Source organism: Plantactinospora endophytica (assembly GCF_016862915.1).
Lineage (GTDB): Bacteria > Actinomycetota > Actinomycetes > Mycobacteriales > Micromonosporaceae > Plantactinospora > Plantactinospora endophytica.
Window position 1 is genome coordinate 53,562 of sequence record NZ_BONW01000008.1, and the last position, 11,682, is coordinate 65,243.

The 11,682-nt window shown below is 72.7% G+C and carries 10 protein-coding genes; 6 read left to right on the forward strand and 4 right to left on the reverse strand.

What is annotated here, in order from left to right; translation table 11 throughout:
* Window positions 1-71: 71 nt before the first annotated feature.
* Window positions 72-1,277, reverse strand: coding sequence for an esterase-like activity of phytase family protein (locus tag Pen02_RS09745; protein ID WP_203865619.1), 1,206 nt, complete (start codon window positions 1,275-1,277; stop codon window positions 72-74).
* Between the two features lie 308 nt (window positions 1,278-1,585).
* On the opposite strand from Pen02_RS09745, the gene Pen02_RS09750 reads away from it, so the two are divergent.
* Entirely contained in the window at window positions 1,586-2,443 is an 858-nt protein-coding gene (locus Pen02_RS09750; protein ID WP_203865779.1) for a pentapeptide repeat-containing protein, read from the forward strand.
* A 191-nt stretch (window positions 2,444-2,634) separates the two neighbouring features.
* Here the strand turns inward: Pen02_RS09750 and Pen02_RS09755 are convergent, their stop codons facing one another.
* Entirely contained in the window at window positions 2,635-3,912 is a 1,278-nt protein-coding gene (locus Pen02_RS09755) for a multidrug effflux MFS transporter (protein ID WP_239140379.1), read from the reverse strand.
* A gap of 316 nt (window positions 3,913-4,228) precedes the next feature.
* Between Pen02_RS09755 and Pen02_RS09760 the strand changes: the two genes are divergently transcribed.
* The 5 genes from Pen02_RS09760 to Pen02_RS09780 all read left to right on the forward strand — a co-directional run bounded on the left by Pen02_RS09760 (window position 4,229) and on the right by Pen02_RS09780 (window position 9,299).
* Window positions 4,229-5,293 carry a DUF2332 domain-containing protein gene (locus tag Pen02_RS09760; protein ID WP_203865620.1) on the forward strand — a complete coding sequence of 355 codons (1,065 nt, stop codon included), beginning with the start codon at window positions 4,229-4,231 and terminating at the stop codon, window positions 5,291-5,293.
* Between the two features lie 179 nt (window positions 5,294-5,472).
* Window positions 5,473-6,471 carry a sugar kinase gene (locus Pen02_RS09765; RefSeq protein ID WP_239140381.1) on the forward strand — a complete coding sequence of 333 codons (999 nt, stop codon included), beginning with the start codon at window positions 5,473-5,475 and terminating at the stop codon, window positions 6,469-6,471.
* A 14-nt stretch (window positions 6,472-6,485) separates the two neighbouring features.
* Window positions 6,486-7,235, forward strand: a complete 750-nt coding sequence (locus Pen02_RS09770) for an IclR family transcriptional regulator (RefSeq protein ID WP_203865621.1) — start codon at window positions 6,486-6,488, stop codon at window positions 7,233-7,235.
* A gap of 150 nt (window positions 7,236-7,385) precedes the next feature.
* The gene (locus Pen02_RS09775) at window positions 7,386-8,000 is read left to right on the forward strand and encodes a bifunctional 4-hydroxy-2-oxoglutarate aldolase/2-dehydro-3-deoxy-phosphogluconate aldolase (protein WP_239140384.1); all 615 of its coding nucleotides are present in this window, start codon (window positions 7,386-7,388) and stop codon (window positions 7,998-8,000) included.
* 195 nt (window positions 8,001-8,195) lie between these two features.
* Entirely contained in the window at window positions 8,196-9,299 is a 1,104-nt protein-coding gene (locus Pen02_RS09780) for a CapA family protein (protein WP_239140385.1), read from the forward strand.
* A 102-nt stretch (window positions 9,300-9,401) separates the two neighbouring features.
* On the opposite strand, the gene Pen02_RS09785 is transcribed toward Pen02_RS09780, so the two are convergent.
* Together Pen02_RS09785 and Pen02_RS09790 are read right to left on the reverse strand one after the other, a co-directional pair.
* The gene (locus tag Pen02_RS09785) at window positions 9,402-10,484 is read right to left on the reverse strand and encodes an ABC transporter permease (protein ID WP_203865783.1); all 1,083 of its coding nucleotides are present in this window, start codon (window positions 10,482-10,484) and stop codon (window positions 9,402-9,404) included.
* A gap of 142 nt (window positions 10,485-10,626) precedes the next feature.
* The gene (locus Pen02_RS09790; RefSeq protein WP_203865623.1) at window positions 10,627-11,511 is read right to left on the reverse strand and encodes an ABC transporter ATP-binding protein; all 885 of its coding nucleotides are present in this window, start codon (window positions 11,509-11,511) and stop codon (window positions 10,627-10,629) included.
* Window positions 11,512-11,682 lie beyond the last annotated feature (171 nt).

Genomic DNA, 11,682 nt, shown 5'->3' on the forward strand with positions numbered 1-11,682 from the left:
GCGGGGTGTCGAACGGGGATTCCGTTCGACACCTGCCCGCGCCGCCCGGACGGCGGCGGATCGACGCGGCCTCAGTACCGCCGCAGCACCCGCTTGTCGGCGTCGAGGTCGTGGTCCAGCTTGATCACGATGAACTCGTTGTCGTCCGGCTGCCCCGGCGTACGACCGTTGGAGGACGGGAAGTTGTTGTCGTTCAGCACCGCCAGGGTGCGGTCGTCGAGGATGACGACGTCCTCGATGGTCTGGAACGGGAAGGTGAACGTCTTGCCGAAGCCACCCACCCGCTTCGGGTTCGCGATGTCCATCAGGTCGGCGACCAGGGTCTTGTCGAGTTGGCCGTCGCGGTTGCGGTCCCGCCGGTCGGCCAGGTAGATCTTCTTGACCTTGGCCGTCGCCCCCTCGCCGTTGTCCCGCTCGATGATCAGGAAACGGTCCTTGTCGACCGCGATCGCGTCGCCGATCGCGTTGCCCGGGGCGTCGAGCAGGTACGTCCAGCGCCGCCCGGTGTAGGCGTTCGTGGCGATGTCGAACTCGTTGAACCGCAGCGTCCCGGGGGCGTCACCGGCGACCGTACCCTCCAGCAGCGGATAGAGCGTACGGCCGTCGGGGGACTGCGCCATGCCCTCGAAACCCTTGCTGCTGTTCAGGTTGGCCGCCGTCCCGCCACGGGTCGCGTTCTCCGGGGCGAAGACCCCCGGCAGCGGCACCGGCGCCGCGAGCAGCCGGCCGGCCCGGTCGAAGTGCAGCAGCCACGGCCCGAACTCGTCCCCGATCCAGTACGTCCCGTCGGCGGTCCGGCTGATCGACTCGACGTCGAAGTCCGAACCGGTGAGTACCCGGTCCGGGCGGGTCAGCGGAAACGGCACCTTGCCGTCCGGGTCGGTGAGGGTGATCCCGCCGAGCAGGTCGACCTCACCGGAGTCGAAGTCGGGGCCGACCCGCTGGATCCGGAGCAGGAAGTCCGCGCTGTTGGCCTTGTTGCCGAACCCGTTGTCGGACAGTACGTCGAACGTGCCGTCGCTGTTGCGTAGTACGCCGCTGAAGCCCTGCACCGGCTGGTCGGCGAAGGGCGGGACGACGCCGTTGGTGGGCGTACCGCCGAGCAGGGACCCGGCCGGCTCACTGCCCGGGACGAACGTCTCGGCCGGCAGCGCGGCGAACTTCAGCAACTCGGCGCGGTCCCAGGTGCCCCGGTCGGTGGCGAAGGCCACCCCGGGCACGGTGATCGCCAGTGCGGCCACCGCGACCCCCATGCCGACCCGCTTGATCATTCCCATCGGTCCTTCTTTCGTAGCCGGATCTCGCCAGGAGGCTAGGTGTGGCCGGTTAATGCGGGCTGTCCACGAGGCGCTGATTACCGAAACGGTCTGCGGGCCGCCCGGTCGGTACCCTTTACGCAGTTCAACCGCGAGACGGGTGCGGCGCGGACGGCGACCGGGCCCGGCGACCGGCCCGGTTCACCAGGAGATCAACTGTTGTGTCCAGCACCTCCGAGCACCCGGCACGCCCGTCCGATCCGGCCCCCTCGGGCACGCCGGCACCCCCGACGGAACTGAGAGATCCGACGAGTGGGCGGCGGCGGGCGCTGCGCGCCGACTGCGAGCGCTGTTTCGGGCTGTGCTGCGTGGTCCCGGCCTTCGCCGCGTCGTCGGACTTCGCCATCGACAAGCCCGCCGGCCGGGCCTGCCCCAACCTCCGCGCCGACTTCCGCTGCGGCATCCACCGCGACCTGCGGGAGCGCGGCTTCGCCGGCTGTACGGTCTTCGACTGCTTCGGCGCCGGTCAGCAGGTCGCCCAGGTCACCTACCGGGGACGAGACTGGCGGACCAGTCCGGAGATCGCGGCGTCGATGGTCGAGGTGTTCCCGGTCGTGCGGCAGCTCCACGAACTGCTCTGGTATCTGACCGAGGCCCTGGCGCTGCGCCCGGCCGAGCCCCTGCACACCGAACTGGCCGCCGCCCGGGTCGCCACCGAACGGCTCGCCGACGGTGATCCGCAGTCGCTCGTCGTACTCGATGTCGCGGCCCATCGCCGCGACGTCAACGAGCTGCTGCTGCGGGCCAGCGAGCAGGCGCGGGCGCGGGCCGGACGGAAGGGGAGCGACCGGCGGGGCGCCGAGCTGATCGGCGCCGACCTGCGCGGAGCCGACCTGGCCGGCGCCAACCTGCGGGGGGCGTACCTGATCGGCGCCGACCTGCGCGGCGTCGACCTGACCATGGCCGACCTGACCGGGGCGGACCTGCGCGGTGCCGACCTGCGCGGCGCCGACCTGACCGGCAGCATCTTCCTCACCCAGGCCCAGGTCGACGCGGCCAACGGGGACGTCCGGACCGGTCTGCCACCGGCCCTGCGGCACCCGGCGCACTGGCGCCTGACGATCACCCCGACCCGTCACCAGCCCGCCCCGCGACGCCGCCCGGCCGGCAAACCCCGCCGTCGTTAGCCCCGCCGCGCGCCCACGGCGCGGTCGCGCCCGCCGCCCAGCGCGGCGCGTTCGCGCCCGCCGCCCGCCCACGATGCCGCCGTCCTGCCACGGCGCGGCTCCGGGCAGATCCACCCGACCTGTCGCGGCTGCCGCTGCGACAGGTCGTCAGGATCCGACGGCGGATCGAGGAGCGGCGGTCGGGTCGAGGGTCAGTGCGCGGCGGCCGGTACCGGGGTCGGGTCGGCGGTCGGGGTGAGCCGGGCCGGGCGGACGACCAGGAACAGCACGGTCAGCGCGGCCACCATTCCACCGGCGATCACCACGCCCATCCCGACGCTACCGTTGCCGAGCACGCCGACCAGTGGCGCGAGCAGGGCACCGATGCCGAACTGCACCGCACCGAGCAGCGCCGCCGCGGTGCCGGCCGCCTCACCGTGCCGGCTCAACGCCAGCGCCGGAGCGTTCGGCATCGCCAGGCCCGACGCGGCGAGCACCACCCAGAGCGACACCAGCACCGTGGCCAGGCCGCCGAACCCGGTCGCGGCGAAGGCGAGCAGCGCGAACCCGGCCAGCATGCCGACGGTCAGCGCGGTCACCAGGATCCGCTGCGGCGTGTACCGGCGCAGCAGCCGCACGTTGAGCTGGGAGGCCCCGATCAGCCCCACCGCACCGGCGCCGAAGACGATCCCGAACTGCTGCTCGTCGAGGCCGAACTCCTCCTGGAAGACGAAGGACGAGCCGGAGACGTACGCGAACAGCGCCGCCATCGCCAGCCCGGCGACCAGGACGAGTCCGACGAACGTCCGGTCCCGCAGCAGCGAACGGTAGACCCGGGCGGTGCCGCGTACGCCGCCGCTGCGTCGACGGTGCACCGGCAGGGTCTCGGGCAGCTTGAACGCCGCCAGGGTTACCAGCACGATCCCGAACACGCCGAGCGCGATGAACACCCCGCGCCAGTCCGTCCAACCCAGTACCGCACTGCCCAGGGTGGGTGCCAGCACCGGGGCGGCACCCATCACCAGCATCAGTCGGGAGAAGATCCGGGCGAACGCGGTACCGCTGAACAGGTCGCGTACCACTGCCATCGCCACCACCGAGGCGGCGGCGGTGCCCAGCCCCTGCAACACCCGGAGCACGCCCAGCGTCCCGATGTTCGGGGCGACGACACAGAGCGCCGAGGCGACCACGTGCAGCACCAGCCCGGCGAGCAACGGCAGGCGCCGGCCGATCGCGTCGGAGAAGGGTCCGATCACCAGTTGGCCGAGGGCCAGCCCGGCGAGGGTGCCGGTGAGGGTCAACTGGACCGCCGCCTCGGCGGTACCGAAGTCGGTGGTGATCGCCGGCAGCGCCGGCAGGTACATGTCGATCGTCAGCGGCCCGATCGCGATCAGCGAGCCGAGCACCAGGACGAGCCGCAACCGCTCCCGACCGGTCATCAGGTCGCCGGGTGTAGCGGGCACCTCGACGTGCTCGGCGGTGACGGTCATGAGGTCCTTCCCGTCTGATGGTCGTACGTCCGGACGCGCACAGCGAAGATCACACCTGCGTCCAACCGCTGACGGTCCGGCACATTCCCGGTTGATCGAGAGGTGCTCCAGTTCACATCCGCCGGGCCGCCGCGCTTCGGCCGCCGACCCGCCGCGCTTCGGATACTGATACGAACGTCCGGGACCCGGCCGATCCGCCCCGACACCCGACCAACCGGTACGACCGGCCTCGAACGTTGCCGTAGTGGTTCCCCGGACCACCCGGGTAGCTTCCGGCGGTAACCGGATCGACGGACGTGGACGCGGAACGAGGGACATGACGACGGCAGGGGAGATCGACGAACTCGAACGCCACTTCGTGGCCGCGCCGGGAACCTTCACCACCTCCCCGCTCTACCGGGCGCTCTGTCCGGTGGTGGCGCAGGACCGGTCGACCCTCGAACTGCTGACTGGCCGGCGGCCGGGGCAGCAGGCGTCGTACCTCTTCTTCGGGGCGGTGCACTACCTGCTGCTCGGCGGGGTACGGCATCCGCTGCGGGAGTTCTACCCGTCGCTGGTCGGCGCGTCGGCCGCCGATCCGGCCGAGGCCGGGCCGGTGCTGCGCGACTTCTGCCGCAGGTACCGGGCCGAACTCGGTCAGCTCGTCCGCACCCGGCTGGTGCAGACCAACGTCGTACGCCGGGCGGTCGCGCTGCGGTACGCGCTCTGGGTGGTCGGGCAGCGGTGCCCCGGACCTGTGCACCTGGTCGAGGTCGGGTCCAGCGCCGGCGTCCACCTGTACGTCGACCGCTACCGCTATCTCCTCGGCGATCAGGTGTTCGGTCCCGCCGATGCCCGGGTCACCCTGGACAGCCGGTGGCTGGGCCGGGCGCCGTTGCCCGACCTCGACGACGTACCGGAGATCGCCAGCCGGACCGGGGTGGACCTGAACCCGGTGGACGTCACCGACGAGCGTGAGCGGCGCTGGCTGCGGGCGCTGGTCTGGCCCGAGAACCAGGACGCGGCGACGCTGCTCGACACCGCCCTCGACGGGGTGCTGGCGGAGCCGCCGGACGTCGTCGCCGGTGACGCGGTAGAGGTCTGCCCGGAGTTGGGCCGGCGGCTGCCGGCGGGTGAGCCGAGGGTGGTGTTCCACGCGGCGACCCGGATGCACGTGCCGGCCGCTCGGCGGGCGGCGTTCGACCGGGCGATCGACTCGATCGGTGCCGGCGGCCCGCTCTACCACGTCTGGCAGGAGCCGCCCTCCGCGCCGCATCGCGGGCACGGCGCCGACCCGCGCGCCGAGCTGGCGATGCACGGCCCGGACGTCGACCAGGTGGTGCCACTGCTCCGGGTCGACGGCCACCTGCGCTGGCTGGGCCCGCTGGACATCACGCCCTGAACCGCCCGAACTCCCTCGGGCTGCCGACCGGCCGGCCGCCAGCAGTGTTTGTCGCCACTTGCCGGCCTTCCGGACCGCTCCGGCTGTCGCGTCGCGGCGAGCGTTGATCTAGCCTTGCTGCTCGGTGTTGGTGCACATGCTGAGCGATAGTTGCAAGATTTGCAACGGACGGGAGTTCGGTGACCCGGGTCGAGACGGCCAACGGCCAGCCCTCGGCACCGCTCGACGTGGTCTGCGTCGGCGAGACCATGGCGATGGTGACCCCGACGCCCGGCGGGCGGCTGGACGCCGAGTCGACCTTCGTGCTCCGGGCCGGCGGTGCCGAGTCCAACGTCGCGATGTTCCTCGCCGCCCTCGGGCACCGGGTCGGCTGGGCCGGCCGGGTCGGCGCCGATCCGCTCGGCGACCTGGTCGTCGGGCAGGTCCGGGCGACCGGGGTGGACACCTCGCTGGTCGAGATCGACCCGAGCCACCCGACCGCCGTCTACCTGAAAGATCCCGGCCCCGACGGGACCAGGGTCTACTACTACCGGCGCGATTCCGCCGCCGCCGGCATGGACCTGGCGTACGCCGCCCGGGTCGACGCGGTGCCGGCGGCCGTACTGCACCTGAGCGGTGTCACTCCGGCGCTCTCCGCGAGCTGCCGGTCCCTGGTCGAACACCTGATCAGCAGTCGGCCGGCGGGGCGGCGGCTGGTCTCCTTCGACGTCAACCACCGGCCCGCGCTCTGGCCCGACCGGTCCACCGCCGGCACCGAGCTGCTCCGGCTGGCCCAGGCCGCCGACGTGGTGTTCGTCGGGCTGGACGAGGCAGCCCGGCTCTGGGACGTCGAGCAGCCGGAGCAGGTCCGGGCGCTGGTCGACCGGCCGGGCACGGTGGTGGTGAAGAACGGTGCGCTGGACGTGACCGCGTTCTCCGCCGACGGCGTCACCGTCGAGCCCGCCCGGCCGGTCGACGTGGTCGAGCCGGTCGGGGCCGGCGACGCGTTCGCGGCCGGCTGGCTCTCCGGCGCGCTGCGCGGCCTCGACGCCGCCGCCCGGCTGAGGCTCGGGCACCTCGTCGCCGGCGCCGCGCTCGGCTCCGTCTCGGACTTCGCCGAGCTGCCGCCGGTGGACTCGATCTGCGCGGAGCTGGGCATCACCCCGGACGCCTGGCACCGGCCCGTCGGACCGGCCTGACCGGGAGTACGACCATGTCCCAGACCGTCGAACGCGCCCTGCGGATCCTCGAACTCTTCGCCGAACGGCCGCGCTCGCTCGGCGAGGTCGCCGCCGACCTCGGCGTGCACAGGTCGACCGCGCTGCGGCTGGTGCAGACCCTCGAACGCGGCGGGTTCGCCCGCCCGGTCGACGGCCGGTACACCGTCGGGTTCCGGATGGTGGCGATCGCGCACCAGGCGGTGGAACAGCTCGACCTGCATCCGGTCGCCCATCCGCACCTGGTCCGGCTCGGCGACCGGTACGGCCACACCGTGCACCTCGCCCAGCTCGTCGACGACGAGATCGTCTACGTGACCAAGGTGGACGGTCGGGGCGCGCTGCGGATGCGATCCCGGGTCGGCCAGCCGGTCGACCCGCACACCTCCGGCGTCGGCAAGGCGGTCCTGGCCCACCTCGACCAGCCGGCCCGGGAACGCTTCCTGGCCCGGCTGACGTACCCGAGGCACACCGACACCACGATCACCGATCCGGTGGCGTTCCGGGCGGAACTGGCCCGGATCGTCGAGCGGGGCTGGGCCGAGGACGACGGAGAGTTCGAGGACTTCGTCAACTGTGTCGCCGTACCGGTGTGGGACGCCCGGGGCCGGGTGGTCGGCGCGGTGTCGATCACCGCGTTGCGGGCACTCGCCCCGCTGGAGCGGCTCCACGAACACCTGCCGGAGCTGACCGGAACCTGCGCCGCGATCTCCCGCGACCTCGGCTGGCCCGGAGACCCACCGTGAACGGCAACCGACCGTGAACGGCGATCCATCGTGGACGGCAGTCGATCGTGGACGGGGACCGACCGTGGACGGGGAACAAGCGGAAACGGAGATCGACCGTGCACGGGGACCCAGCGTGAACGGGGACGACCGACCATGAACGGAGCCAGCGTGTCCAATCCATCGACGGCCTACTTCGACGACCTCTTCGCCGGCCAGCCGGTGATGGCGATCCTGCGCGGCTTCGATCCGGCCGGCACGGTCGCGCTCTGCGAGCGGGCCTGGGCGGCCGGCATCGACGTGGTCGAGGTACCGGTGCAGAGCCCGGACGCGCTGCCCTCGCTGCACGCCGCCGTCGCGGCCGGCCGGGACCGGGGCCGGCCGGTCGGCGCCGGCACGGTGGTCACCCCCGACCAGGTGCGGACGGTGTACGAGGCCGGCGCCGCATTCACCGTCGCCCCCGGGTACGACCCTGAGGTTGCCGCCGAGTGCTCCCGGCTCGGCCTCGCCCACCTGCCCGGGGTCGCCACCTCCTCGGAGATCGGCCGGGCACTCCGCACCGGGCACACCTGGCTCAAGGCGTTCCCGGCCAGTGAACTCGGCACCGGCTGGATCCGTGCCCAACTCGCCCCGTTCCCGACGGTGAAGTTCGTCGCGACCGGCGGCGTGGACGCCGACAACGCCGAGGCGTTCCTCGGCGCGGGCTGCCGGGTGGTCGCGGTGGGTTCCGCGTTGCAGGATCCCCGCCAACTCGACCTGCTCGGCCGGCTGACCGCCCACCGCTGACCATCCGCCGGCACCTTCGGGCGAGACGGTCCGGCGCGGGCGGCGCGGGACGTGCCTGCTCCCCGCCACCGGTCCGGGTGCGGTAGCTGTCGCGGCGCGGGACGTGCCTGCTCCCCGCAACCCGCCAGGGCGCGGCAGCTCTCGCGGCGCGGCGCGGGCAGCGCGGCAAGTGCCCTTCCGCGTACCCTTCGGCGGATGGGCGGCGGCGTGGTGCGGGCGTGGCGGGCGGTGCTGGCGGGCGTGACGGCCGGGGCGGTCCTGGTCGGTTGTTCCGGTGGACCGGACGACGATCCACCGGCCCCGGCGGCCCCGACGAACGGCGCGACCACCGCACCGGCCACCCCGGCGACGAGCCCCTCGGCCACTCCGGCGCCCCCGGTCGACCTACGGCTGGCGTTCGCCGGCGATGTCCACTTCACCGGGCGTACGCTGCGGCTGCTCGACGAGCCGGAAACGGCCTTCAGCCGGATCGCGCCCACCCTGCGGGACGCCGACCTGACCCTGCTGAACCTGGAGACGGCGGTGACCTCCCGGGGCACACCGCAGCCGAAGCGGTTCCACTTCCGGGCGCCGAAGAGCGCGTACGCGGCCCTGCGCGCCGCCGGGGTGGACGCCGCGTCGATCGCCAACAACCACGTACTGGACTACGGGCCGGTGGGACTGCGGGACACCGTCGACGCGGCGGCGGAGGCGAGGTTCCCGGTCTTCGGCGCGGGCCGGAACGCCGACGCGGCGTACGCGCCCTGGCTGACCACGGTACGCGGGGTGCGGATCGCCGTCCTCGGCATGTCGCAGGTGCACGAGCTGTCGGCACAGTGGACGCCGACGGCGACCCGACCCGGGGTGGCGATGGCGTTCGACGCCGCCCGGGCCACCGCCGCTGTCCGGGCCGCCCGGAGCCAGGCCGACCTGGTGATCGTCTTCATGCACTGGGGGATCGAGGGCAGTTCGTGCCCGAGCGGCGAGATGAAGAGTTTCGCCGGCCGGATGTCCAAGGCCGGTGCCGACATCGTGCTCGGTACGCACGCGCACACCCTGCTCGCCGACGGCTGGCTCGGCCGGACGTACGTGCACTACGGGCTCGGCAACTTCCTCTGGTACGGCGACTCGAAGAGCACCGACTCGGGGGTGCTCCGGCTGACCGTCCGGGGACGTACGGTGATCCGCAACGAGTTCCTGCCCGCCCGGGTCTCCGGTACCGGTCAGCCGGTCCTCGTCTCCGGCGCGACCCGGGACCGGATCGAGGAACGGATCGTCGCGGCGAGGCGGTGTACCGGCCTCGCCGCGAAACGATCCTGATCCCGGGCCGCGCCCCGGCAGTCGATCCCGCCGGTCGCGGGGTCGATCTCCGCTCGCCCCGGCAGTCGATCCCGTTGACCTCCGGACGCGGTCCCGCTGGCCTCAGGAGACCCGGGTCTCCCGTTCCTGCCAGGCGGCCCGCAGGCTGGTCTTGCCGTTGGTGCGTAGCAGCGACCCCTCGTAGAGCCGGGCCGCGAGCACCAGGCAGAGGGCGGCGGCACCGAGCAGGACCAGCAGCGCCACGATCGGCTCCCAGGTGGCGGCGTCGCCGAAGAACAGCCGCAGCGGCATCGCGGTCGGCGCGGAGAACGGGATGTAGGAGAGCAGCGTCATCGCCGTCGGGTTGCCGTTGAGGAAGATCACCAGGAAGAACGGCGCCATGATCACCAACTGGGCCGGGCCGGACGCTCCGCTGATGTCCTCCTGTCGGGTGACCAGCGCGCCGGTGACCGCCCAGAGCGAGGCCATCAGCACGAAACCGACGACGAAGAACGGGATGAACCAGGCGATGGCCGGGCCGAGCTGAGCCAGCAGTGCGGTGTCGCCGCCGACGGCCTGCATCGAGACCACCGCGACCAGCGCGATCAGCACCACCTGGCCGAGCGCGAGCGCGCCGTTGCCGAGTACCTTGCCGGCGAGCAGGGCCCGGACCGGCACCGCCGCCACCAGGATCTCCACGATGCGGGTCTGCTTCTCCTCGGTGACGCTCTGCGCGATCTGCACGCCGAAGCTGATGGAGAGGAAGAAGAAGACCATCGAGAAGGACATCGGTACCAGGAAGGCAAGTACCTGGTCGACCGCGTCCGGGTCGAGAAGCTGCACCGGGGGAGAGCTGGACAGCGCCCGGACCACCGAGTCCGGGGTACGGTCCATCGCCAGTACCCGGATCTCACCGAGGTCGTCGCCCGGCACCACGGCGGCGTCGACGTCGCCGTTCCGGACCAGTTGCTCGGCCTGCGCCACGTCGGTCGCGGCCACCACCTCCATGCCGGCCCGGTCCAGCGCCGCGCCGACGTCGCCGGTGCCGACCACGGCCACCGTCGAACTGCCGTTGGCGAAGATCGCCGGCAGCACCGTACTGGCCGCCGCGATCACCAGGAAGAGGATCGTGCCGATCACGAATGCCTTGTCGCGGATCTTCACCGCGATCTCCCGGCCGGCGACCAGCTTGGTCGCGGCCCACAGCGAGGTGCCGGTGGCGGCCGGTCCGGCCTGCGGTTGGCTGCGGGGCGGGGCGAGCGTCGTCACCGAACCTCCCCTTGCGCTCCGACGGACCGCGAGGTCGGACGCTCTGCGTGGGTGCCGCGCGGTTCAGGTTGGAATAGGTTCACTGCGTGACCTCCCGGAAGATTTCGGCGAGCGAGGGGACGATGGGGCCGAAGCTGCGTACCGGGCCCCGGGCGAGGGCGGCCCGCAGCACCGTCTGGTCGTCGGCGGGGTCGGCGAGTTCGATCACGACCCGGGCGCCGTCGAGGTCCACTATGGAGACCCCCGGCACGTCACGGATCCAGCCGGCGTCGCCGTCGAGGACGAGCTGGTAGCGCGGCATCGCGTACCTGGTGCGCAGCTCGGTACGGCTGCCGGCGGCCCGCACCGCACCCGCGGCGATGATGACCAGGTCGTCGCAGAGCCGCTCCACCACGTCGAGCTGGTGGCTGGAGAAGAGCACCGGTACGCCCCGGCCGGCCCGTTCCCGCAGCACCCCGGCGACCACCTCCACGGCGATCGGGTCGAGCCCCGAGAACGGCTCGTCCAGGATCAGCACCTCGGGGTCGTGCACCAGGGCGGCGGCGATCTGCGCCCGCTGCTGGTTGCCGAGGGAGAGCTTCTCCAGCGGGTCGTCGGCCCGCTCGGTCAGGCCGACCCGGTCGAGCAGCTCGTCGACGCTGCGCCGGGCGGCCGGCGCGGTCAGCCCGTACAGCCGGCCGAGGTAGACGAGCTGTTCACGGATCTTCATCTTCGGGTACAGGCCGCGTTCCTCCGGCATGTAGCCGAAGCGCTGCCGGACGGCCCGGGTGACGGGCTCGCCGTTCCAGGTCACCGTGCCGGAGTCGGCGGAGAGCAGGCCGAGGATGATCCGCATCGAGGTGGTCTTGCCGGCACCGTTGGCGCCGACGAACCCGGTCATCCGACCCGGGACCACCTCGAACGAGATGTCGTCGAGCACTCTCCGGCCGCCGAACGACCGATCGACGGACGCCACGCGCAGCATCCGGCCTCCTTCGCCAGGATCTCCGCCGGCGCACGGTGCACCAGCGGAACCGACGGTAGTTCGGCCGGCGCCCGGGGTCGTCCGTCGCGCGGCGGAACCGCAGGGATGATCCACTTCCGGCGCCGCCCACCGCACGGGTGACCGAGCAACGGGGGCGGGCGGCCGGGTCGG